Origin of the sequence: Streptomyces sp. NPDC000345, assembly GCF_042898825.1 — a bacterium.
In the GTDB taxonomy this organism is placed as follows: domain Bacteria; phylum Actinomycetota; class Actinomycetes; order Streptomycetales; family Streptomycetaceae; genus Streptomyces.
In genome coordinates, this window is record NZ_JBIAZE010000003.1 from 438,460 (window position 1) to 461,364 (window position 22,905).

The 22,905-nt window shown below is 72.4% G+C and carries 22 protein-coding genes, 1 tRNA gene and 1 pseudogene; 18 read left to right on the forward strand and 6 right to left on the reverse strand.

Annotation, left to right across the window (positions count from 1 at the left end):
- Positions 1-45: 45 nt before the first annotated feature.
- The gene (locus tag ACFY30_RS09485) at positions 46-621 is read right to left on the reverse strand and encodes a 5-formyltetrahydrofolate cyclo-ligase (protein WP_390844565.1); all 576 of its coding nucleotides are present in this window, start codon (positions 619-621) and stop codon (positions 46-48) included.
- Between the two features lie 132 nt (positions 622-753).
- Between ACFY30_RS09485 and galU the strand changes: the two genes are divergently transcribed.
- The 7 genes from galU (at position 754) to ACFY30_RS09520 (ending at position 6,283) form a co-directional block, all read left to right on the forward strand.
- The gene (gene galU, locus ACFY30_RS09490) at positions 754-1,656 is read left to right on the forward strand and encodes a UTP--glucose-1-phosphate uridylyltransferase GalU (protein ID WP_390844566.1); all 903 of its coding nucleotides are present in this window, start codon (positions 754-756) and stop codon (positions 1,654-1,656) included.
- A gap of 5 nt (positions 1,657-1,661) precedes the next feature.
- Positions 1,662-2,987 (forward strand): gephyrin-like molybdotransferase Glp, encoded by a 1,326-nt coding sequence (gene glp, locus ACFY30_RS09495; protein ID WP_390844567.1) that lies wholly within the window; start codon positions 1,662-1,664, stop codon positions 2,985-2,987.
- A 63-nt stretch (positions 2,988-3,050) separates the two neighbouring features.
- Positions 3,051-3,530, forward strand: a complete 480-nt coding sequence (gene moaC, locus ACFY30_RS09500) for a cyclic pyranopterin monophosphate synthase MoaC (protein ID WP_390659140.1) — start codon at positions 3,051-3,053, stop codon at positions 3,528-3,530.
- Positions 3,527-4,051 (forward strand): molybdenum cofactor biosynthesis protein B, encoded by a 525-nt coding sequence (locus ACFY30_RS09505; protein ID WP_390844569.1) that lies wholly within the window; start codon positions 3,527-3,529, stop codon positions 4,049-4,051. The genes moaC and ACFY30_RS09505 overlap by 4 nt, the downstream gene beginning before the upstream one ends.
- On the forward strand, positions 4,048-4,674 hold the full coding sequence (locus ACFY30_RS09510; protein WP_390844733.1) for a GNAT family N-acetyltransferase: 627 nt from the start codon (positions 4,048-4,050) through the stop codon (positions 4,672-4,674). Before ACFY30_RS09505 ends, ACFY30_RS09510 begins: the two co-directional genes overlap by 4 nt.
- 157 nt (positions 4,675-4,831) lie before the next feature.
- Positions 4,832-6,118, forward strand: coding sequence for a gephyrin-like molybdotransferase receptor GlpR (gene glpR, locus ACFY30_RS09515; protein WP_390844570.1), 1,287 nt, complete (start codon positions 4,832-4,834; stop codon positions 6,116-6,118).
- Positions 6,119-6,209: 91 nt separating this feature from the next.
- Positions 6,210-6,283: transfer RNA gene (locus ACFY30_RS09520), tRNA-Ala, on the forward strand.
- A 173-nt stretch (positions 6,284-6,456) separates the two neighbouring features.
- Here ACFY30_RS09520 and ACFY30_RS09525 read toward each other — a convergent pair.
- Positions 6,457-6,867 (reverse strand): DUF5959 family protein, encoded by a 411-nt coding sequence (locus ACFY30_RS09525; RefSeq protein ID WP_390844571.1) that lies wholly within the window; start codon positions 6,865-6,867, stop codon positions 6,457-6,459.
- A gap of 156 nt (positions 6,868-7,023) precedes the next feature.
- On the reverse strand, positions 7,024-7,527 hold the full coding sequence (locus ACFY30_RS09530) for an FtsX-like permease family protein (RefSeq protein ID WP_390844572.1): 504 nt from the start codon (positions 7,525-7,527) through the stop codon (positions 7,024-7,026).
- Positions 7,528-7,717: 190 nt separating this feature from the next.
- On the opposite strand from ACFY30_RS09530, the pseudogene ACFY30_RS09535 reads away from it, so the two are divergent.
- Positions 7,718-8,053: pseudogene (locus tag ACFY30_RS09535) on the forward strand (response regulator transcription factor); the annotation flags it as partial.
- Positions 8,054-8,059: 6 nt separating this feature from the next.
- On the opposite strand, the gene ACFY30_RS09540 reads toward ACFY30_RS09535, so the two are convergent.
- Positions 8,060-8,542, reverse strand: coding sequence for a GNAT family N-acetyltransferase (locus tag ACFY30_RS09540; protein ID WP_390844573.1), 483 nt, complete (start codon positions 8,540-8,542; stop codon positions 8,060-8,062).
- An 80-nt stretch (positions 8,543-8,622) separates the two neighbouring features.
- Between ACFY30_RS09540 and ACFY30_RS09545 the strand changes: the two genes are divergently transcribed.
- On the forward strand, positions 8,623-9,426 hold the full coding sequence (locus ACFY30_RS09545) for an exodeoxyribonuclease III (protein ID WP_390844574.1): 804 nt from the start codon (positions 8,623-8,625) through the stop codon (positions 9,424-9,426).
- A 60-nt stretch (positions 9,427-9,486) separates the two neighbouring features.
- Here ACFY30_RS09545 and ACFY30_RS09550 read toward each other — a convergent pair whose 3' ends face one another.
- Positions 9,487-10,140, reverse strand: coding sequence for a MerR family transcriptional regulator (locus tag ACFY30_RS09550; protein WP_390844575.1), 654 nt, complete (start codon positions 10,138-10,140; stop codon positions 9,487-9,489).
- Positions 10,141-10,297: 157 nt separating this feature from the next.
- Here ACFY30_RS09550 and ACFY30_RS09555 point away from each other — a divergent pair, with 157 nt between their 5' ends.
- From ACFY30_RS09555 to ACFY30_RS09570, 4 genes are all read left to right on the forward strand, one after another.
- A complete protein-coding gene (locus tag ACFY30_RS09555) occupies positions 10,298-11,797 on the forward strand; it encodes a flavin-containing monooxygenase (RefSeq protein ID WP_390844576.1) in 1,500 nt (499 codons plus the stop codon).
- The gene (locus tag ACFY30_RS09560; RefSeq protein ID WP_390844577.1) at positions 11,794-12,675 is read left to right on the forward strand and encodes an alpha/beta fold hydrolase; all 882 of its coding nucleotides are present in this window, start codon (positions 11,794-11,796) and stop codon (positions 12,673-12,675) included. Before ACFY30_RS09555 ends, ACFY30_RS09560 begins: the two co-directional genes overlap by 4 nt.
- Complete coding sequence (locus ACFY30_RS09565) at positions 12,672-13,556, forward strand: SDR family oxidoreductase (protein WP_390844578.1); 885 nt, start codon at positions 12,672-12,674, stop codon at positions 13,554-13,556. The genes ACFY30_RS09560 and ACFY30_RS09565 overlap by 4 nt, the downstream gene beginning before the upstream one ends.
- Positions 13,557-13,648: 92 nt before the next feature.
- The gene (locus tag ACFY30_RS09570; RefSeq protein WP_390844579.1) at positions 13,649-13,828 is read left to right on the forward strand and encodes a hypothetical protein; all 180 of its coding nucleotides are present in this window, start codon (positions 13,649-13,651) and stop codon (positions 13,826-13,828) included.
- Between the two features lie 80 nt (positions 13,829-13,908).
- On the opposite strand, the gene ACFY30_RS09575 is transcribed toward ACFY30_RS09570, so the two are convergent.
- The gene (locus tag ACFY30_RS09575; RefSeq protein ID WP_390844580.1) at positions 13,909-17,235 is read right to left on the reverse strand and encodes a S41 family peptidase; all 3,327 of its coding nucleotides are present in this window, start codon (positions 17,233-17,235) and stop codon (positions 13,909-13,911) included.
- Between the two features lie 158 nt (positions 17,236-17,393).
- Here ACFY30_RS09575 and ACFY30_RS09580 point away from each other — a divergent pair, with 158 nt between their 5' ends.
- The 5 genes from ACFY30_RS09580 to ACFY30_RS09600 all read left to right on the forward strand — a co-directional run bounded on the left by ACFY30_RS09580 (position 17,394) and on the right by ACFY30_RS09600 (position 22,905).
- Positions 17,394-17,996: a TetR/AcrR family transcriptional regulator gene (locus ACFY30_RS09580; protein WP_390844581.1), complete on the forward strand. Its 603-nt coding sequence runs from the start codon at positions 17,394-17,396 to the stop codon at positions 17,994-17,996.
- 143 nt (positions 17,997-18,139) lie between these two features.
- Positions 18,140-20,395: an MMPL family transporter gene (locus tag ACFY30_RS09585; RefSeq protein WP_390844582.1), complete on the forward strand. Its 2,256-nt coding sequence runs from the start codon at positions 18,140-18,142 to the stop codon at positions 20,393-20,395.
- Between the two features lie 294 nt (positions 20,396-20,689).
- Positions 20,690-21,253, forward strand: a complete 564-nt coding sequence (locus ACFY30_RS09590) for a lamin tail domain-containing protein (protein WP_390844583.1) — start codon at positions 20,690-20,692, stop codon at positions 21,251-21,253.
- Positions 21,254-21,568: 315 nt separating this feature from the next.
- Positions 21,569-22,063, forward strand: coding sequence for a YbaK/EbsC family protein (locus tag ACFY30_RS09595; RefSeq protein ID WP_390844584.1), 495 nt, complete (start codon positions 21,569-21,571; stop codon positions 22,061-22,063).
- Complete coding sequence (locus tag ACFY30_RS09600; RefSeq protein WP_390844585.1) at positions 22,060-22,905, forward strand: EamA family transporter; 846 nt, start codon at positions 22,060-22,062, stop codon at positions 22,903-22,905. Before ACFY30_RS09595 ends, ACFY30_RS09600 begins: the two co-directional genes overlap by 4 nt.

A 22,905-nucleotide genomic window follows, 5' to 3' on the forward strand; every position in this document is an offset into this window, starting at 1 on the left:
TGAGTTCCCGTGAGCTTCCGTGAGCGGTGCCGGGCTTCCGTGAGTTCAGGTGAAGCGCCGCACCCCCGACGGCGTCACCACGGCCCGCACCGGCAGGTCGTGCGCCTCCGCGGGGACACGCCCGACGACCTCCGAGTCGTACAGGAGCACCACGAGCGAGGGGTGCGCGCCGGCCCGTTCCAGACGCGCCAGCACGCGGTCGTACGACCCTCCGCCGCGCCCCAGGCGCATCCCGCGCGCGTCGACCGCGAGACCGGGCAGCAGCACCACGTCCGCGCGCGTGACGGCGTCCGGGCCGAGCCGCTCGCCCACGGGCTCCAGCAGTTCCATCTTCTTCCCGTGCCGGACCGGCGCGAGGGAGCCCTCGCCGTCGTAGGCCGCCCAGTCCAGGTCGTTGTCCGGCAGCAGCGCGGGAAGCAGCACACGCACCCCCCGGGCCCGCAGGGCGTCCAGCAGCGTGAGCGTGCCGGGCTCGGTGCCCACGGAGACGTACGCGGCCACCGTGCGCGCGTGCGCCAACTCGGGCAGTTCCAGGGCGTGCTCGGCCAGCGCGGCCGCCGCCGTCCGCACGTCGTCCGCCGTCAATCTGTTCCTCATGTCGAGGAACCCTCGCCGCAACATATGTTTGTCAGAGTCCGGTCTGCCGTCGTCCCGGCTGATGGGTCGCACCCGCACTGCTCCAATGCACTCAAATGAACACGTATTAACCGGAGCTACAGATTCCTCTCAAAGCCACCGGATATGGTTGCGGACATGACTCAGTCTCACCCCAGGATCAGCAAGGCTGTCATCCCCGCAGCCGGCCTCGGCACCCGGTTCCTCCCGGCGACCAAGGCCACTCCCAAGGAGATGCTGCCGGTCGTGGACAAGCCCGCGATCCAGTACGTGGTCGAGGAGGCCGTGTCCGCCGGCCTCGACGACGTCCTCATGGTCACCGGCCGCAACAAGCGTCCCCTTGAGGACCACTTCGACCGCAACTACGAACTCGAGTCGGCGCTCCAGAAGAAGGGCGACGCGGGGCGCCTCGCCAAGGTCCAGGAGTCCAGCGACCTCGCCACCATGCACTACGTCCGCCAGGGCGACCCCAAGGGCCTCGGCCACGCCGTGCTGTGCGCGGCCCCGCACGTCGGGCAGGAACCGTTCGCGGTCCTGCTCGGCGACGACCTCATCGACCCCCGCGACCCGCTGCTCCAGCGGATGATCGACGTCCAGGAGCTCTACGGCGGCAGCGTCGTCGCGCTCATGGAGGTCGCCCCCGAGCAGATCCACCTCTACGGCTGCGCGGCCGTGGAGACCACCCCCGACAGCGACGTGGTCAAGGTGTCCGGCCTGGTGGAGAAGCCCGACCCGGCCGACGCCCCGTCGAACTACGCCATCATCGGTCGCTACGTCCTCGACCCGAGCGTCTTCGACGTCCTGCGCGAGACCGAGCCCGGCCGCGGCGGCGAGATCCAGCTCACCGACGCCCTCCAGCTCCTCGCCCAGGACGAGAAGGTCGGCGGCCCCGTGCACGGTGTCGTCTTCGACGGCCGCCGCTATGACACCGGCGACCGCGGCGACTACCTGCGTGCCATTGTCAGACTCGCGTGCGAACGTGAAGATCTGGGTCCGGACTTCCGGTCCTGGCTTCGCAGTTACGTCACCGAGGAGATGTAGCCACTTTGAGCACCGCCGCGCCCCGCCCCACCGGACAGGAGCACCTCTGGTCGGTGGACGAGCACCTGGAGGACATCCTCGCCACCGTCCGCCCCCTCGAACCCATCGAGCTGCAACTGCCCGACGCCCAGGGCTGTGTCCTGGTCGACGACGTCACGGTGCCGGTCTCCCTGCCGCCGTTCGACAACAGCTCCATGGACGGGTACGCGGTGCGGGTCGCGGATGTCGCGGGCGCGAGCGAGGAGTTCCCGGCGGCCCTGGAGGTCGTCGGGGACGTCGCCGCGGGCCAGGCGGCCGATCTGCTGTACGTGGGGCCGGGCCAGGCCGCCCGGATCATGACCGGCGCCCCGCTGCCGGGCGGCGCCGAGGCCGTGGTCCCCGTGGAGTGGACCGACGGAGGCCTCGGCGAGGGCCCGGTCAGCGGGATGCGCGCCCGCAGCCTCGCCCCCGAGCAGGCCTCTGGGCACGTACGCGTGTACCGCCCCGCCGAGGCCCGCGCGCACGTCCGCGCGAAGGGCAGCGACGTGCAGGCCGGGGACCGCGCCCTCGCGGCCGGCACCGTCCTCGGACCGCCCCAGATCGCCCTGCTCGCCGCGATCGGCCGCGGCACCGTGCGCGTGCGCCCCCGCCCGCGGGTCGTCGTCCTGTCCACCGGCAGCGAACTCGTCCAGCCCGGCGAGGAGCTGCGCGCCGGCCAGATCTACGACTCCAACAGCTTCGCCCTCACCGCCGCCGCCCGCGACGCCGGCGCCATCGCCTACCGGGTGGGCGCGGTCGCCGACGACGCCGAGACCCTCCGCTCCACGATCGAGGACCAGCTGGTCCGCGCCGACCTCCTCGTCACCACCGGCGGCGTGAGCGTCGGGGCGTACGACGTCGTCAAGGAGGCGCTGTCGCACGTCGGCGACGAGGACGAGGCGGGCAGCGGCATCGAGTTCCGCAAGCTCGCCATGCAGCCCGGCAAGCCCCAGGGCTTCGGCTCCATCGGCCCCGACCACATCCCCCTGCTGGCCCTGCCCGGCAACCCGGTGTCGTCGTACGTCTCCTTCGAATTGTTCGTCCGGCCCGCGATCCGCACCCTCATGGGGCTGAAGGACGTCCACCGGCCCACCACACGTGCGCGGTTGGCCGCCGACAAGGCGCTCACCTCGCCGAGGGGGCGCAGACAGTTCCTCCGCGCCACCTGCGCCGACGGTGTCGCCCGCCCCGTCGGCGGTGCCGGCTCCCACCTGGTGGCGGCCCTCGCGCAGGCCGACGCGCTGATCGTCGTCCCCGAGGACGTGGAGTCGGTCGAGCCGGGCACCGAGGTCGAGGTGGTCCTGCTCGGCTGAGCACTCCCGGTTGGGGGTACCGTGTCGCGCACAACAGGCCCGGACCGGGAGTGCCGACACAGCATGAGTACGCAGGACCGACTGACGCACATCGACGACGCCGGCGCCGCCCGTATGGTCGACGTGTCCGGCAAGGACGTCACCGCCCGCACCGCGCGCGCCAGCGGACGCGTCCTCGTCTCGCCGCGCGTGGTCGAGCTGCTGCGCGGCGAGGGCGTCCCCAAGGGCGACGCGCTGGCCACCGCGCGGATCGCGGGGATCATGGGCGCCAAACGCACCCCGGACCTCATCCCGCTCTGTCACCCGTTGGCCGTCTCCGGTGTGAAACTGGACTTGTCGGTGGCGGACGACGCCGTGGAGATCAGCGCCACGGTGAAGACGACGGACCGCACGGGCGTCGAGATGGAGGCGCTCACCGCGGTCTCCGTCGCCGCGCTCACCGTGATCGACATGGTGAAGGCGGTCGACAAGGGAGCGGTCATCACGGACGTGCGCGTGGAGGAGAAGACGGGCGGCAAGTCGGGCGACTGGAGTCGGGCATGACGGCGGACACGGACGCGGGGTACCGGGCACTCGTCGTGACCGCCTCCAACCGGGCCGCGGCCGGCGTGTACGAGGACAAGGGCGGCCCGCTGGTCGCCGAAGGGCTCCAGGGCTTCGGCTTCACGGTCGACGGGCCCCGGGTCGTGCCCGACGGCGACCCGGTGGAGGCGGCGCTGCGCGCGGGCGCCGAGGCCGGTTACGACGTGATCGTGACCACCGGCGGCACGGGCATCTCGCCCACCGACCGCACCCCCGAGGCGACCCGCCGCGTGATCGACCACGAGGTGCCCGGCATCCCCGAGGCCATCCGCGCCCACGGCAGGGAGAAGGTGCCGACGGCGGCGCTCTCCCGGGGCCTGGCCGGAGTCGCGGGCCGGACCCTGATCGTCAACCTGCCCGGCTCCACCGGCGGGGTGAAGGACGGCCTCGCGGTCCTGGAACCCCTCCTGCGGCACGCCGTGGACCAGATCCGGGGCGGAGACCACCCCAGACCCGCAGCCAGTACAGGGGGTGCGAGCTGAACGGCGCATCCTGGCCCGTCGAACTGACGGAGGGCGACATCGTCCTGCGGCCGATAAAGCTGCGCGACCAGCGGGCGTGGCGCGAGGTGAACCAGCGCAACCGGGACTGGCTGCGCCCCTGGGAGGCCACCATCCCGCCGCCCGCGCCCAGCGGGCCGATCGCCCACCGGCCGACCTACCGCCAGATGGTCCGCCACCTGCGCGCCGAGGCGAACGCGGGACGGATGCTGCCGTTCGTCATCGAGTACCAGGGGCGGCTCGTCGGCCAGCTGACCGTGGCCGGAATCACCTGGGGGTCGATGTGCTCCGGGCACGTCGGCTACTGGGTGGACGAGGCGGTGGCCGGCCGCGGAGTGATGCCCACGGCCGTGGCGCTCGTCGTCGACCACTGTTTCCGGACCGTCGGACTGCACCGCATCGAGGTCTGCATTCGCCCCGAGAACGGGCCCAGCCGCCGGGTCGTGGAGAAACTCGGATTCCGTGAGGAAGGGCTGCGGCCGCGCTATCTCCACATCGACGGCGCCTGGCGCGACCACCTCGTCTTCGCGCTCACGGCGGAGGAAGTGCCGGAGGGCCTGCTGGGCCGGTGGAGGCGCGCCCGCTCCCAGAACGCGTCCAATTAAAAGGAGTCCCGAAAGCTCCGGAAGGCTCCGAATAAACGTTCGAAAATGATCGCCTGATCGCATCGGTCGCAAAAAAAGCTCGAAATATCAGCCAGATCGTGCGACACACCGGCCCAATTGGCGGATGGCCTCATGCGGATCCCTCTACCGTGTGAGCGTGAGCAGCAGCGGCCTCATCTACGCAGTCATCGTCGGGGCCTGGGCCGCCTACTTGGTGCCGATGTGGCTCCGTAGGCAGGACGAGCTGAATGAGGCCCGTCCGACGGAACGCTTCAGCACCGCCATCCGGCTGCTGTCCGGAAGGGCGGGCATGGAGCGCCGGTACGCCAGGGACCTGCGGGCGCGCTCCACCGAGGAGGGGGAGCAGAACGCCGACGCCCCGGACGCCGTCACCGAATCGGTGGACGTCCGGGCCTTCGCCATGCCTCCGACGCGTCCACAGGCGAAGGCGCCGGTGCAGGAGCGAGGGCAGGAGCGCGGCCAGGGCCGCCCGGAGGGGGCGCGCGATCCGGCGCGCGAACCGTCGGGCAAGCCCGCGCGCGACCAGGCACCCGACTCCGCGCCCGCGCAGGATTCCGCGCCCGGGGGAAGCGCCCGCCCGGCCCGCCAGCCCGTACCGGCCGCCCGACGCAACCCCGGCGCGCAGGCGGCCGCCGCGCGCGCCCAGCGCTCGAAGGCACTCGCGCGCCGCCGGCGCACCACGATCCTGCTCTTCCTCGCCTTCACCCTCGGGGCGATCGTCGCCGCCGTCGGGGGCCTCGCGTTCCTCTGGGCGCCCGGTGTCCCCGCCGTCCTGCTCAGCGCGTACATCGCCTATCTGCGCGCCCAGGAGCGGCGGCGGTTCGCCTTCCAGATGGACCGAAGGCGCGCCGAGGTCGCCGCACAGCGCCTGCGGGAGCGCCAGCCCCGCCGCCGCGCCCCGGCCCCGGCCGCCGCGAGCGCCGACCCCGGCCCCGAGGCCGGTGCTGAGGAGCCGCACGCCGCCCCTGAGCCCGAGACCGACCCCGGCCTGCTGGCCCTCGCCGCGGACCGCAGGGCGCTCGTCGAGCAGACCGACCACGCGGAGTGGGTCGACCAGCAGCGCGAGCGGCAGCGCCGGCCCGGCCACGGCGAGAGCTGGGACCCGGTCCCGGTCCCGCTGCCCACCTACGTGACCGCCCCCGTCGCGCCCCGGGCCACCACCGACGTGGACCTCGGCGCCCCGGACGCGTGGAGCTCCGCCCGGTCCAGCCCGGTCACGCCGGAGCAGGACACGGCGGACGCGGACGACGTGTCCGGCGAGCAGCCGGAGGACCCGGACGGCGCGGACGCCCGGACGGCGGACGGCGACGAGCGCAGCGACGCCCGGCGCGCGGCCTCGGCCCGCCGCTCCCGCGAGCGCGGCCGCACCCCGCTCTTCGACCAGTACGAGGACGGCGAGCGCCCCCGGGCGGCCAACGAGTGAGCCACCCGGCCACCCCACGCCCGGCCCCCGGGCCTCGGGGAACGGATTTCCAAGCACGCCGATCGGGGTGCTAGAGTTTCACTCGTTGCAAGGGCCTGTGGCGCAGTCCGGTAGCGCACCTCGTTCGCATCGAGGGGGCCAGGGGTTCAAATCCCCTCAGGTCCACTGCAGCTCAAAGCCCCGGTCGGGATTCCCGACCGGGGCTTTGGCCATTCCGCACCGCAGCGAGGTACAGCAACTACTCCGGATCCTGTTTCCCAAGGTGCCTGCCCCGCTTGCGCAATGCCCGGCGGGCGGCGTCCCACGGAACGGGTACACCTTCAACGTCATGCTCGTCTTCAGGACTCGCCGCAGGCGTCACGCAGACACTGAAGGTTTGCCTCATGCTCAGCAATCCACTCAGCCGGCGGCTCGAGTCCCAGAGCCACCGTCAACCTGTCCGGGTCGTGGACCGAGATGGAGAGCCAGCCGTCTTCGTGTGGGTGAAAGTACAGCTCCAGGCCTCGGCTCCCTTGCGGCCAGCCGGCGTCTTCACCCGCACTGAGACATCTCAGTGCTTCCTCCCACTCTTCGAGATGATCGAGCCGGATGTCGGTCTGCAAGCGGGCGTTCACGAAATCTGTAGTGATCAGGCACTCGGCTCGCACCCGGGCGCGTGGGGCTTCGTGGTACTCAACCGCACGCAGGACGAGGGACACGTCTCGTCCGTCGGACAGATGTATCAAGTCGACGGGGACCCGCTCGTCCACGCGCGCTCCCCTTCGCCGGTCGTGTATCCAGAGCCTGCGTGCACGATACGGGCAGAGTCCGACAGGACGAACCGCCGGGCGTCCTTGTGCGCCCGGCAAACCTGGCGACCACCCCGCCCGTAGTCCGCATCGAGGAGGCCAGGGGTTCAAATCCCCTCAAGTCCACGCAGCAGAGAGCCCCGTCGGCTTCGAGCCGACGGGGCTCTGTCGTGTTCGTCGCCGGGTGCGCAGGGTCACCGCCGCCGGTGTCAGGGCCGCAGCCACCGCGATCGCCGCGCAGGCCGCGACGACCGGCTCCGCACGGCCCGCGCCGAAGTCGGCTTCGCGGGAGGACTCCAGGGCGCGGAGGCGGTCGCCCCGTTCGAGGATGCGCTGCTGTCGTCCCGGCGAGGGCCGCCCACGGCATGACGAGCGTCGCCGGGGCGCCGTCGAGGTGCAACGCGCCCCACATCCCGGTGAGGTTGACAGCCGCACCAGCAGGCCCAGCAGACCGCCCAGCGAGACGACCGTCAGGGCCTCGGCGGCGGTGAGCCGCAGGAGCTGCGCGCGCGTCGCCCCCGCCGGCCGCAGGGCCGTCAGGTCCCGGCGACGGCCGGCGGCCGCCATCACCATCGTGTCGGCGAGCGAGATGCCGGTGTGGAGGAGCGCGATGCCCAGCACGAGGAACACCCCGAGCCGTGTCGTCCGGTTGGTCCGCGGAGAGGCCGCCGCCACCCCCTGCGACCTGCTCAGCACCCGCACCCCCTCGGACGCCCGCAGCCCGGCCGCGACCGCCGCCGGATCGGCGCCCGCGCGCACCCAGACGTCGACCCGGTCCGCCCCGGCGCCACCCGAATTGGCCTCGCTGACTGTCGGTTACCTCCTCAAGGACCGCGTCGGCCAGGTCGAGGAGTTCGTGGACGCCCTGCGCGAGGTCGCGGTGGGCGGCACGGTCGTCGACCCCGAGGTCGTACGGCAGTTGCTGCGCCGCCGCCGCGACCCGCTGGCCCGGCTGACCGTACGCGAACGGGAGGTGCTGGCGCTGGTGGCCGAGGGGAGGTCCAACGGCGCGATAGCCAGGACGCTCGTGGTCTCGGAGGCGGCCGTCGGCAAGCACATCGGCAGCATCCTCACCAAGCTGGACCTGCCCCCGGCCGACGACACCCACCGGCGGGTCCTCGCGGTGCTGGCCTACCTCAGAGGCTGAACCGGCTCACGGGGTGAGCGGCTTGGCGAAGCAGCGGCTCGACTCGTACGCACGGTAGTAGCCGAACTTCGTGCACGGCTCGTAGCCGCTGGAGGTGTAGAGGGAGATGGCCTCGGGCTGCTCGGTGCCGGTCTCCAGCACCATCCGCAGCCGCCCGGCCGCCCGTGCGTGCTCCTCCAGCGCGGTGAGGATGCGTCGCGCGATGCCGAGCCCGCGCATCTCCCGGATCACGAACATCCGCTTCAGCTCGGCGTCGCCGTCCTCGTTGCCCTCGCCGTTGCTGTCCTGGCTGCGCCAGCCGCCGGTGGCCACGGGCCGGTCGCCCTCGTCGTAGGCGATGAAGTAGACCCCGCGCGGCGGTTCGAAGTCGGACGGCTCCAGGACCGTGGCGTCGCCGCCGTCGCCGTAGCGCTCGTGGTACTCCGCCTGGACCTCGTCGTTGAGCTTGACGGCATCGGGGTGGTCGAAGGACACGCGGCGTATGTTCATGCTGCTCACAGTACGTCTATGCAAAATCTTGGGGAAAGCTGGTTTCTGGACCTGGTCCAGTGTGCCGGTATCGTGCCGGGGTGCTGACTGTGACCTCCGTCAATGTGAACGGTCTGCGCGCCGCCGCGAAGAAGGGCTTCGTGGAGTGGCTCGCCGACACCTCCGCCGATGTGCTGTGCCTGCAGGAGGTGCGCGCCGAGCCGGAGCAACTGCCCGAGGCGGTCCGTGCGCCGAAGGGCTGGTACGTCACGCACGCTTCCGCCGCCGCCAAGGGGCGCGCCGGCGTCTCCCTCTACTCGCGCCGCGAACCGGACGCCGTGCGGATCGGCTTCGGCTCGACCGAGTTCGACGGCAGCGGCCGCTATGTCGAGGCCGACCTGCCCGGTGTGACGATCGCCTCCCTCTACCTGCCCTCCGGCGAGGTCGGCACCGACCGCCAGGACGAGAAGGTCCGTTTCATGGACGAGTTCCTGGCCTACCTCAAGGACCTGCGCGAACGCGCCGCCGCCGACGGCCGCGAGGTCCTGGTCTGCGGCGACTGGAACATCGCCCACCAGCGGGCCGACCTGAAGAACTGGCGCTCCAACACCAGGAACTCCGGCTTCCTGCCGGAGGAACGCGAGTGGCTGACCCAGGTCCTGAGCCCCGAGGCCGGCGGGTACGCCGACGTCGTGCGGGCCCTGCACCCGGATGTCGACGGTCCGTACACGTGGTGGTCGTACCGGGGCCGGGCCTTCGACAACGACTCGGGATGGAGGATCGACCTCCACGTCTCGACGCCCGCCCTCGCCGGCAAGGCCGTCAAGGGACTCGTGGAGCGCGCCGCCACCCACGCCGAGCGCTGGTCGGACCACGCTCCGGTGACGGTGGTCTACGACCTCTAGGGCCGGCCGTGCCGTGGCGCCGCCCGCCGCCCGCCGCCCGCCGCGCGACGCCGGCCGGCTCTAGGCCCCGGGGGCGTCCTTGCGCAGCCGGCGGTCCAGGGCAAGGGAGAGTTCCGCGTCCACCACGCTTCGGGCGAGGGGGCGCAGGCGGGGGAGGTCCTGTTCGGTGGCGTGGCGCAGGACCAGGGCCGTGAAGAGGTCGGCGAGGGCGTCGGCGTGTTCGCGGACGCGGGCCCCTGCCGTCAGGACCTCGGCGAGCGGGATGCCCTCGCGGACCAGGGCGGCGGAGACGTCCAGCAGGCGGCGGCTGATGTGGACGATCTCGTCGCCGTCGGTGCCGAGGTAGCCGAGGTCGAGGGCGGCGGCGAGGTTCTCGGGGGTGACCTGGCCCTCGAAGCGGGCGGCGAGCTCTTCCGGGGTGAGGCGGATCGGCTCCTCCTCGGTGGGGCCGCCCCCGCCGACCAGCTCGGCGACGTCGCGGCCCTGGTCCAGGGCGTCCGCCAGCTCCGCGATGCCGGTCAGGGTGTGGCCGCGTTCCAGGAGCGCCGAGATCGTCCGCAGCCGGGCCAGGTGATGGTCGTCGTACCAGGCGATACGGCCCTCGCGCCGGGGTGGCGCGAGCAGTTTGCGCTCGCGGTAGAAGCGCAGGGTGCGCACTGTGATGCCGGCCTCCCTGGCCAGCTCCTCCGTCCGGTACTCGCGCTTGTCCGCCACGGCGGAAGCCTATGTCGTACTGCCGGTAACTTTCCCTCCCCCGCCCCCTACCGCTCAGTACGGAGCTGCTCTACAGTCCGATTGCGCCAGTGTTCACTGGCAGAGTCGAGCAGGGGCGCGCACCGGCGCGCACAGTCGCACGGCAGGAGGTGTCGGCATGACCGAACACGTACGGGTGGCGGTGATCGGATCCGGCTTCGGCGGGCTGGGGGCCGCCGTGCGGCTGCGCCGGGAGGGGATCACCGACTTCGTCGTCCTGGAGCGCGCCGGCAGCGTCGGCGGCACCTGGCGGGACAACAGCTATCCCGGGTGCGCCTGTGACGTGCCCTCCCACCTGTACTCCTTCTCCTTCGCGCCCAACCCCGACTGGCCGCGCACGTTCTCCGGGCAGGAGCACATCCGCGCCTACCTGGAGCACGTCACGGACGTCTTCGGCCTGCGGCCCCACCTCCGCCTGGACTCCGAGGTCCAGCGGATGACCTGGGACGGACAGGAGCTGCGGTGGGACATCGAGACGAGCGGCCGACGGTACTTCGCCGATGTCGTCGTGTCGGCCACCGGGCCGCTGTCCGACCCGAAGATCCCGGACATCCCCGGCCTCGACACCTTCCCCGGCAAGGTCTTCCACTCGGCCCGCTGGGACCACGGCCACGACCTCACCGGCAAGCGCGTCGCCATGGTCGGCACGGGTGCCTCCGCGGCCCAGATCGTCCCCGCCATCCAGCCGGCCGTCTCCCGGCTGACCCTCTTCCAGCGCACCCCGCCGTGGGTGATGCCCCGCGTCGACCGGGCCATCAGCGGCGCCGAGCGCGCCCTGCACCGCGCCCTGCCCGTCACCACCCAGCTGCGGCGTGGACTGCTCTGGGGCATCCGCGAGCTGCAGGTCCAGGCGTTCACCAAGCACCCGAACGAGCTCGGCTTCGTCGAGCGGCTCGCCCGGCGCAACATGGCCCGCGCGATCAAGGACCCGGCGCTGCGCGCCAAGCTCACCCCCGACTACCGCATCGGCTGCAAGCGGATCCTGCTGTCGAGCACCTACTATCCCGCCCTCGCCCAGCCGAACGTGGACGTCGTCGCGAGCGGGCTGAGCGAGGTCCGCGGATCCACGCTGGTCGCCGCCGACGGCAGCGAGGCCGAGGCCGACGTGATCGTCTTCGGCACGGGCTTCCACGTCACCGACATGCCGATCGCCGAGCGGGTGGTGGGCGCCGACGGGCGGACCCTCGCGGAGAGCTGGAAGGACGGGATGGCGGCCCTGCGCGGCGCCTCCGCCGCGGGTTTCCCCAACTGGATGTCGATCATCGGTCCCAACACCGGTCTCGGGAACTCCTCGATGATCCTGATGATCGAGTCCCAGCTGGCCTACATGGCCGACTACCTGCGGCAACTGCACGTCCTCGGCGGGCGCGCCGCCCTCGACGCCCGGCCCAGCGCCGTCAACGCCTGGAACCGGCGGGTGCAGGAGCGTATGAAGCGCACCGTGTGGAACACCGGCGGCTGCACCAGCTGGTATCTCGACGCGAGCGGCCGCAACACCACCATCTGGCCGGGCACCACGAGCGAGTTCCGGCGCGCCACGCGCCGGGTCGACCTCGCCGAGTACGAGATCCTGCGCGCACCGGCCCGTGAGCTCACCGAGCGCGAGGTGACCGCGTGAACCCCGCCGCCGTCCGTGAACTGACCGCCGTCTCCGCCGACGGCGCCCGTCTGCACGTCGAGGTGCACGGCCCGGAGGACGCGCCCCCCGTCGTCCTCGCCCACGGCTGGACCTGCTCCACCGCCTTCTGGGCGGCCCAGATCCGCGACCTACGCGCCGACCACCGGGTCATCGCCTACGACCAGCGCGGCCACGGCCGCACGCCGGCCTCGCCGGTGTGCAGCACGGACGCGCTCGCCGACGACCTGGAGGCCGTGCTGGAGGCCACTCTCGCGCCCGGTGAGAAGGCCGTGATCGCCGGTCACTCGATGGGCGGCATGACGGTGCTGGCCGCCGCCGCGCGCCCCAAGGTGCGGGAGCACGCCGCCGCCGTCCTGCTGTGCAGCACGGGCGCCTCGCGGCTGGTCGCCGAGTCCACCGTCGTACCGCTGCGGCCCGGCCGGCTGCGGACCTGGCTGACCCGGCACGTGCTCGGGTCCCGGGCACCCCTCGGGCCGGTCACGCCGGTCGCGCTGCGGATCCTCAAGTACGCCACGATGGGCGCCGGTTCCGCCCCGCACCTGGTGGAGACGTGCGCCCGGATCGTGCACGCCTGCCCGCGCCGGGTGCGCCACGCCTGGTCGCAGGTGCTCAGCCTGCTCGACCTCGATCACGCCGTACGGGACCTGACGGTGCCGACGGCCGTGCTGGTCGGCACCGCGGACCGGCTGACCCCGCCGGTGCACGCCCACCGGATCGCGGCGGCCCTGCCCCGCTGCCTGGGGGTCACCGAGCTGCCCGGCCTCGGCCATATGACCCCGGTCGAGGCGCCCGGGCTGGTCAGCGGCAGGATCCGTGAACTCGTCAGCACGTACACGCAGTTGAAGGAGGGCGCATGAGCAGGGTGAGTCTCGAGGGGCAGGTCGCCGTCGTCACCGGCGCCGCGCGGGGCGTGGGCGAGCTGCTCGCCCGCAAGCTCTCCGCGCGCGGCGCGAAGATCGCACTGGTGGGCCTGGAACCGGACGCGCTCAAGCAGGTCGGCGAGCGGCTGCACGGCGACAGCGACCACTGGTACGCCGACGTCACCGACCACGAGGCGATGACCCGGGTGGCGGCCGAGGTGAAGGAGCGCTTCGGCAAGGTGGACATCGTGGTCGCCAACGCCGGTGTCGCGACCGGCGGCCCGTTCGCCGAGTCCGACCCCGAGTCCTGGCGCCGGGTCATCGAGGTCAACCTCATCGGCTCGGCGGTCACCGCCCGCGCCTTCCTGCCGGTGCTGATGGAGAGCCGGGGCTATCTCCTCCAGATCGCCTCCCTCGCCGCGATCACCCCCGCACCCATGATGACCGCGTACTGCGCGTCCAAGTCGGGCGTGGAGGCGTACGCGCACAGCCTGCGCGCCGAGGTCGGACACCGGGGCGTGCGGGTGGGCGTGGGCTATCTGTCGTGGACCGACACCGACATGGTGCGCGGCGCCGATCAGGACGAGGTGATGCGGGAGTTGCGGCAGCGGCTGCCCTGGCCGTCGAACAAGACGTATCCGCTGGGCCCGGCCGTGGACCGGCTCGTCGCCGGCATCGAGCGGCGCTCGGCCCATGTGTACGGGCAGTGGTGGCTGCGGGGCATGCAGGGCGTACGCGGGTATCTGCCCGCGCTCATCGGGACGGTGGGCGGGCGGGAGATGAAGCGGTTCGCGCCCAGGCTGCAGGGCATGCGGACGGGGCTGGTGGGGGCGGGCGGCGCGGCCGACGAGGAGGCCCGCGCTACGCACCGTAGTTGATCGAAATGCGGCGTATGTCCTCCCGTGTGAATCTGGTCGAGGCCCCACCACGGGGCCCCAACCCCCTCATCTCCCTACAGGAGTGAACCCACATGGGTATGAAGGACAAGTTCCAGGAGCAGTCCGAGCAGTGGCAGCAGCAGGCCAAGCAGAAGGCCGAACAGGCCCGGGAGCAGATGCCGCAGCGTGGCCGCCGCCGTGACACCGACGAGGACTCGGAGCGCATGCGGCGCGAGGACGAGGACCGGCTCGACCAGGACTACGACGCCTAGTCGCCGCGCTCGGTCCTGACCTTGACGGGTCACGTGGGGTGCCCTTCCTTCCGGGAGGGCACCCTGCGCCGTCCTGTGCGTCAGGAGCGCGGCGGCAGCTTCGGACGGGAGCGGTTCGGGACGTTGCTGTGGTCCGGAGGGGAGGCCGGGGGGTTGCTGGTGAGGAGGTCCAGGGCCAGGTGGACCGCGTCGGCCAGCTGGGCGTGGCGGCCTTCCGCCCAGTCCAGGGGGGTGCGCAGGATCTCCAGGTCGGGGAGGACGCCGTGGTTCTCGATGGACCAGCCGTACGCGTCGAACCAGGCGGCGTTCATCGGCACGGTGATGACGGTGCCGTCGCCGAGCTGGTGGCGGCCGGTCATGCCGACGACCCCGCCCCAGGTGCGCTGCCCGACCACCGGGCCGAGCTCGAGCAGCTTGAACGCGGCGGTGATCATGTCGCCGTCCGAGGAGGTCGCCTCGTCGGCGAGGGCCACCACCGGTCCGCGCGGGGCGTTCGAGGCGTACGACACCGGCTGGGCGTCCCGGGTCAGGTCCCAGCCGAGGATGGTGCGGGTCAGCTTCTCCACGACCAGTTCGCTGATGTGGCCGCCCGCGTTGCCGCGCACGTCCACGATCAGCGCGGGCCGGGAGACCTCCATGCGCAGATCGCGGTTGAACTGCGCCCAGCCGGAGCCGCCCATGTCGGGGATGTGCAGGTAGCCGCACTTGCCGCCGCTCAACTCCCTTACCACCTCGCGCCGTTTGGCCACCCAGTCCTGGTAGCGCAGGGGGCGCTCGTCGATCAGCGGGACGACCGCGACGCGCCGTGCGCGCCCGGCCCGGCCCTCCGCCGGGGTGAACGTCAGCTCCACCGTCGTACCGCCCGCCCCCGCCAGCAGCGGGTAGGGGCCCGTCACCGGGTCCACGGGCCGTCCGTCGACATGGGTGAGCACCGCGCCCTCGCGGATCCCGGTGCCCGCCAGCGGTGAACGCGCCCTGGAGTCGGAGGAGTCGCCGGGCAGGATGCGCTTCACCGTCCAACCGCCCTCCCGGCAGACGAAGTTGGCGCCCAGCAGACCCTGCCGGCGCTGGTAGTGCGGCGGTCCCTCGTTGCGGCGGGCGGGGGTGACGTACGCGTGCGAGGTGCCCAGCTCGCCCAGTACCTCGCGCAGCAGATCCGCGAACTCGTCGGGGGAGGCGACCCGTTCGACCAGCGGCCGGTACTGCGCCAGCACCGCGTCCCAGTCGATCCCGCACATCCCCGGATCCCAGAAGTGGGCGCGGATCAGCCGGCCCGCCTCCTCGTACGACTGGCGCCACTCGGCGCCCGGGTCCACCTCGTGCATGATGCGCCGCAGGTCGATCCACACCGTCGTGTCGAGGTCACCGGACTCGCTGGACGGCACCGCCCGCAGATCGCCCTCGTCGACCACGACGAGCCGGGTCCCGTCCCCGCTGACCGCGAACCAGTCCAGATCGCCGACGAGTTCGGACTTCTTGGCCTTGCTGATGTTGAAGTACTCCAGCGTCGGCCGCCCGCTCATGTCGTCCGGGTTGGCGAAGGTCTCGCCGAGCGCGCCGGAGATCGGCCAGCGCAGCCACACGAGTCCGCCGCCCGCGACCGGGTACAGCGCCGAGTACTTGGAGGCCGTGACCGGGAAGGGGGTGACCCGGTTCTCCAGGCCCTCGACCTCCACGGTCACGGTCCCGTCGCCGCCCCCGCCCTCGTCCTCCTCCACGGGGTCCAGGCCCCCGGCGGCCGGCCGGCCCTCCGGGTTCACCGCGAAGGGGGACGGGGTCGCGGAGGACAGCGGCACGAGGTAGGGGCGGCAGCCGAGCGGGAAGGACAGGTCGCCGGTGTGGACGTCGTACACCGGGTCGAAGCCGCGCCAGGACAGGAAGGCCAGATACCGCCCGTCCCGCGTGAACACCGGGTTCTCGTCCTCGAACCGGCCGTTCGTCACATCGACGATCAGCCGCTCGCCCTTCCCGAGACCGGAGATCCGGGCCATCTTGATCTGCCGCAGCGACCGCCCGATCCCCGGATGCGACCACGTCAGCCAGCTTCCGTCGGGCGAGAAGGCGAGGTCGCGGACGGGCCCGTTGACCGACGCGATCAGCTCGGTGACCTCGCCTCCCCCGGACTCCGGCCGGTCGGCGACCTCGCCTTCCCCGGACTCCGTCCGGTCGGTGACCTCGGAGTCCTCGGTCGCGTCGACGAGCAGCAGCCGTCCGTCGTGCGAGGCGATCGCGAGCCGTTCGCCGTCGGGGTCCGCCACCATCTCCAGGACCCGCCCGAGCTTGCCGGACGCCAGCCGTCGCGGCTCCCGGTCCCCGCTGGCGCGCGGCAGGTAGGCGATCTCGACGGCGTCGTCGCCCTCCGCGTCGGTGACATAGGCGACCTGCCCGCCGGGGCCGAGCATCTCCGGCAGCCGCACCCGCACCCCGGGCGTGTCGGTGATCGTCCGGGCGGGGCCGTCGCGATGCGTCAGCCAGTACAGGCTCCCGCGGACGACGACGGCGCTCGCCCGCCCGGTCTCGTCGACGGAGAGCCCGTCCACGTGCTGGGCCGCCGGGATCTGGTACGCGCGCCGCCCCGCCCTGGGGCCGCCCATGCGCACGTCGACGCGGCGCGGTTCCCCGTCCGCGGCCAGGTCGTCGACGATCCACAGGTCCCCGGCGCACTGGTACACGACCCGGGTGCCGTCGGTGGCGGCGTGCCGGGCGTAGAAGGCGTCGTGGTCGGTGTGCCGGCGCAGGTCGGACCCGTCGTGGGCGCAGGAGTAGAGGTTGCCGACGCCCTCGTGGTCGGAGAGGAAGGCGATACGGCCGCCGACGAACATCGGCGCGTCGAGGTGGCCGTCGAGGCCTTCCAGGAGGCGCTGCCCGTGCAGCCACAGCCGGCCCGTGGCGCCGCCCCGGTAGCGCTTCCAGGCGGCGGGTTCGTGCGGGGGAGTGCCCGTGAGCAGCAGGGTCCTGCGGTCGCCGTCGATGTCGCAGACCTGGATGTCGGAGACCGGCCCCCAGGGCAGCTTGCGGCCGGGGGCGCCGTCGGTGGGGACCTTGTAGGCCCAGGTGAAGTAGGAGAAGGGCTCGCCGTGGGAGGCGACGGCGAGGATGTCGGCGTGGTTCTCGTCGTCGGGCGGGGTCCACCCGCGCACCTGGGTGTCCGGGCTGCCCCAGTAGGTCAGCCGCCGTCCGGGACCGCCGTCCACCGCCACCAGGTGGATCTCCGGGACGACACCGCGCCAGCTCGTGTACGCGATGTGCCGGCCGTCGGGGGAGAAGCGCGGGTGTCCGGCCTTGGCGCGGTCGACGGTGAGGCGCCAGGCGCGGCCCGGACCGTCGAGGGGGGCCAGCCAGAGGTCGTCCTCGGCGACGAAGCACAGGAGGTCACCGCTGAGATGGGGCAGGCGCAGATAGCTCACCTCCCCATGCTTTTCCGGGGGATGGACCGGAGCAACTTATGACATGCGGGACAGCGTGATCCATCACACGTACGAAACCGTTTCGTTTCGCAGCGGGCTGCGCTACATTCGTCGTGTACGAACGAAACCGTGTCGTTCGGAGTGGGAAGGTGAACGCCATGACTGAGGTCGCGACCCCGCGTCGCAGTCGGATCACCCCTGAGCGCGAGGCCGAGCTGTACGAGGCCGTGCTCGACCTGCTCCGCGAGGTCGGCTACGACGCCCTCACCATGGACGCCGTCGCCGCTCGCACGCGGTCCAGCAAGGCGACCCTCTACCGCCAGTGGGGCGGCAAGGCCGAGCTGGTCGCCAAGGCGGTCCGGCACGACAAGCCCTCCGCCTCCGCCGACGACCTCGACACCGGGTCGCTGCGGGGCGATCTCCACGCCCTCACGCTGCGGTCGGACGACTGTGACATGGAGCAGACCTCCGCGCTGATGCGCGGTCTGGCCATGGCGATCCACGGCAACCCGGACCTGCTGAAGGCGTTCAAGGAGCATCTTGTCGAGCCGGAGATGGCGGAGTTCCGCCGTGTGCTGCAGCGCGCGGTCGACCGGGGCGAGGTCCGTGCGGACAACCCGGCGATCGCGTTCGTGCCGCACATGATGATCGGCGCGTTCGCGGCCCGCACCATGCTCGACGAGCAGCCGCCGACACAGGCGTTCCTCCTCTCGTACATCGACGCCGTGGTCCTCCCCGCCCTCGGCGCGCCCACCGCCTGAGAACTCCCCGCACCCAGCACCTGACGCGACCGCTCACGTCGTCGGGCCGATCACCCCTGCCTCCCCGCCGGGCTGATCACCCCTGCCCTCGGGGCCCCTGCCGGGCCCCCACACCCCACGACCTGACCGGGAGTACGCCCCCTGTGGCCACGTTCCTCTACAAACTCGGCCGGTTCTCCTTCCGGCGGCGGCACTTCGTCGCCCTGCTCTGGACGGCCCTGCTGGTGCTCGCGGGCGTCGGCGCGGCCTCCGCGCCCGCCGCGGGCTCCAGCTCCTTCTCGATCCCCGGCACCGAGGCCCAGAAGGCCTTCGACCTGCTCGAACAGCGCTTCCCGGGATCCAGTGCCGACGGCGCCACCGCGCGCGTCGTCTTCAAGGCACCCGACGGGGAGAAGATGACCGACGCCGCCCACCGGGCGACCGTCGAGAAGACCGTCGGGGAACTGGGCGACGGCTCCGAGGTCGTCTCCGTCACCGACCCGTACACGACCCACGCGGTGAGCAAGGACGGCACGGTCGCCTACGCCTCGGTGAAGTACGAGGTCTCGTCCGTCGAACTGCAGGACGCCTCCAAGGAGGCCCTGGAGACCGCCGCGGACCAGGCCAGGGATGCCGGGCTGACCGTGGAGACGGGCGGTGACGCGCTCCAGGCCCAGGCCGGGCAGGAGGCCACCGGCGAGATCATCGGCCTCGCCCTCGCCGCCGTCGTCCTCGTCGTCACCCTGGGCTCACTCGTCGCGGCCGGACTTCCGCTGCTGACGGCGATCATCGGCGTCGGCATCGGCGTCTCCACCATCACCGCCCTCGCCAGCGCGCTCGACCTCGGCGACACCACCTCCACCCTGGCCCTGATGATCGGGCTCGCGGTCGGCATCGACTACGCGCTGTTCATCGTCTCCCGCTACCGGGCCGAACTCGCCGAGGGCCGGGGCCGTGAGGAGGCCGTCGGCCGGGCCACCGGCACCGCCGGCTCGGCCGTGGTCTTCGCCGGGCTCACCGTCGTGATCGCCCTGGCCGGTCTCTCGGTCGTCGGCGTTCCCATGCTGACCAAGATGGGTCTCGCGGCGGCCGGCACGGTCGTCGTCGCCGTCCTCATCGCGCTCACCATGATCCCGGCCCTGCTCGGCTACGCCGGCCGCAAGGTCCGGCCGGCCGGCGAGAAGGTCAGGCGGCCGGGCCGCCGTACCAGGAAGGACTCCGCGCAGAGCTCCGCGACGGACTCCGTCACGGGCGCGGGCGTCGCGAAGCCCAACATGGGCGCCCGCTGGGCGAGCTTCGTCGTCCGCCGTCCGGTCGCCGTGCTGCTGCTCGGTGTGCTCGGCCTCGGCGCGATCGCCCTCCCGGCCACCCAACTGGAACTGGGCCTGCCCGACGACGGCTCGCAGCCGACGTCCACCACCCAGCGCCGCGCCTACGACCTGCTGTCCGAGGGCTTCGGCCCCGGCTTCAACGGCCCGCTGATGCTCGTGGTCGACGCCAAGGGCAGCGCGGACCCCGAAGCCGCGGCGACCGCGGTGACCGACGAGGTCAAGGACCTCGACGACGTCGTGACGGTGACCCCCGCGACCTTCAACAAGACGGGCGACACCGCGATGATCACGGTCGTCCCGGACTCGAAGCCGTCCTCCACCGAGACCGAGGACCTGGTGCACGCCATCCGTGACGCGGGCGCCGGCGTGACGGCCGACACGGACGCCAAGGTGCTGGTCACCGGCACCACGGCGATGAACATCGACTTCTCCCAGAAGCTCACCGACGCGCTGATCCCGTATCTCGCCCTGGTGGTGGGGCTCGCCTTCCTGCTGCTGATCGTGGTCTTCCGCTCGGTCCTGGTCCCGCTGAAGGCGGCCCTCGGCTTCCTGCTCAGCGTGCTGGCCGCGCTCGGCGCCGTGGTCGCGGTCTTCCAGTGGGGCTGGCTGTCGGGCCTCCTCGGCGTCGAGGAGACCGGGCCGATCATGTCGATGATGCCGATCTTCATGGTGGGCGTGGTCTTCGGCCTGGCCATGGACTACGAGGTGTTCCTCGTGACCCGGATGCGCGAGGCGTACGTCCACGGGGAGAGCCCGGGCCAGGCCGTGGTGACCGGGTTCAGGTACAGCGCGCGGGTGGTCGCCGCCGCCGCGGTCATCATGATCGCCGTCTTCTCCGGCTTCATCGGCTCCAGCGAGTCGATGATCAAGATGATCGGCTTCGGCCTCGCGATCGCCGTCTTCTTCGACGCCTTCGTGGTCCGCATGGCGATCGTCCCGGCGGTCCTCGCCCTGCTCGGCAAGCGGGCCTGGTGGCTGCCGGCGTGGCTGGACCGCGCCCTGCCCAACGTGGACGTCGAGGGCGAGGGGCTGCGCACGCCGGGTGACACCGCTCCCCGGGACGAGGACAAGGAGCTGGTACGCGTCTGACGCGCCGCTTCCGAAAGACCGCCGGTGAGGGCTCCGTGGGGACGGGGCGCCCTCACCGGCTCTTTTCCCTGTGACCCACTTTCGGGTGAGGCCCGATCGGCGGGAGGTGCCGGAGGGCAGATCTGACAACGGTTCAGTGCGTTCAGTACATAGATGGACGAAGAAGCCTACTGTCACCGGAATATGGATGATTCGTAACGTGAGGCGTCATTCAGGTACGTACGCCGCGTGTGATGGTCAAGTGTGGGTTCTGCGGCCGATGTAGCCGCAACTCGCACAAAGCAAGGAGACCTTGTGTCCGCTTCCGTTGTTTCCGCCCGTCGTCTGGCCGCCGCCACGCTCGGGGCCGCCGCCGTGATCGGGGCCGTGGCGATGCCGGCGTCCGCCGCCGGCCACCCGCGCGCCGACTGGCCGAAGGTGGAGATCAGCGCCGTGCAGTACGACGCGCCGGGTCGTGACGACCGCTCCAACCGCTCGCTGAACAAGGAGTGGGTGGAGCTGACCAACACCACCCGCCACGCGGTCAACCTGGACGGGTGGGTGCTGTCGAACGAGGACGGCGACACCTACACCTTCGACCACTTCCGCCTGGCCGCCCGCGCCACCGTCCGGATCCACAGCGGTGAGGGCCGCGACACCCGCACCGACCTGTTCCAGGACCGCCACCGGGAGGTGTGGGACAACCGCTCGGACACCGCCACCCTGCGCAACGACCGCGACCGCCTCGTCGACGAGGAGTCGTGGGGCCACCGCCGCCACCACGGCGGCGACCGTCACCACGGCTGGGGCCGTCACCACGACGGCGACCGTCACCACGGCGGCGACCGTCACCACGGCTGGGACCGCGACGGCCGCTGAGCCCGCCCACGCCTGAGCACCGCGTCCGGAACGGCGGCGCGTCCGGCCCCCGCACAGGCGGCCGGACGCGCCGCCTTCGGCATGGCATCACCCATGGCGCGGCTCCTCGCCCCGGGGGCGCCGGCCGCCCGCTCACCCGTCCGCCTGCCCGTCCGGGCGGGCCCGGCCCCCGAGGACGTCGCCGGCGAGGGCACACCGGTCGCGCTGGACCTGCTCCTCGTCCCTCACAGCCTGCGGTTCCCGGTACGGAGAGGGGCCCCGGACCGGCCGTAACCCCGTCGCGTGCCCCGTACGGCGACCGCTAGCGTGCGGTGCATGACGACCACAGCCGGCGCTCATCCCCGTTTCGCCGAGGCCCTCCACGACCTCGGGCTCGACGAACTGCACTCCCGTGTCCGCCGCTTCCCGGACGCGACGCGCACCGCCGCCGAGGCCGCCGCCGCGATCGGGTGCGAGCTGAGCCAGATCTGCAAGTCGCTGATCTTCGCCGCGGACGGGGAGCCGGTGCTGGTGCTGATGGACGGGGCGTCCCGGGTCGACGTGGAGCGGGTGCGCACGGAACTCGGGGCGCGGAAGGTGACCCGGGCCGCCGCCGACGTCGTACGGGAGACGACCGGGTACGCCATCGGGGGAGTGCCGCCCTTCGGGCACCGCACGCGCACCCGGGTCCTCGCCGACCGGAGTCTGCTCGCCCACGACATCGTGTGGGCCGCGGCCGGCAACCCGCACGCCGTCTTCCCCATCGCCCCCGACGCCCTTGTCACCCACGCCGCCGCCACCCTCGTGGACGTACGCGAGCGCACCTCGTGACGCCGGCGGTCACCGCGGCGGTCCTGCTGGCCGCGGTCACCCACGCCGGCTGGAACGCCATCGCCCACCGGATCACCGACAAACTGGTCGGCTTCACGCTGATCGCCGGCGGCGGAATGCTCATCGGGCTCGGCCTCGCGCCGTTCGTCGCCGTCCCGGCGGCCGGCGCGTGGCCGTATCTGCTCTGCTCCGCGGTCATCCACATCGCGTACTACGCGCTGCTGATGCGGTCCTTCCGGCTGGGCGACTTCGGCCAGGCCTACCCCATCGCGCGCGGCTCGGCGCCCCTCGTGGTGACCGTCCTGGCCGCCGTCTTCGCGCACGAGGTGCCCGACGGCTGGGCGGCCGCCGGCATCGCGCTGTCCTGCGCGGGCCTGACCGGCGTCGCCCTGTGGGGGCTGCGCGGCCGGCGGCCGGACTGGGCGGCGATCGGCGCCGCGCTGGCGACCGGGCTGACCATCGCCGGGTACACGGTCGTCGACGGCCTCGGCGTCCGCGCCTCCGGCTCCTCCCTGGGCTACATCGCCTGGCTGATGGCCGTTCAGGGGGTGGTGATCCCGGCGTACGCCGTCACCCGCTGGCGCGCCGGGACCGTCGCCGTCCTGCGCCCCTTCGCCACCCTCGGCCTGATCGGCTCCGCCCTGTCCGTCACCGCCTACGCCCTCGTCCTGTGGGCCCAGACCCGCGCCGAACTGGCCCCCGTGGCCGCCCTGCGCGAGTCGTCGATCATCGTCGGTGCCGCGATCGGGGCCCTCTTCTTCAAGGAGCGGTTCGGCGCGCCGCGTGTCGCCGCCGCCGGACTGCTCGTCCTCGGCATCGGGCTGATGCTGCACGCCGGTTGA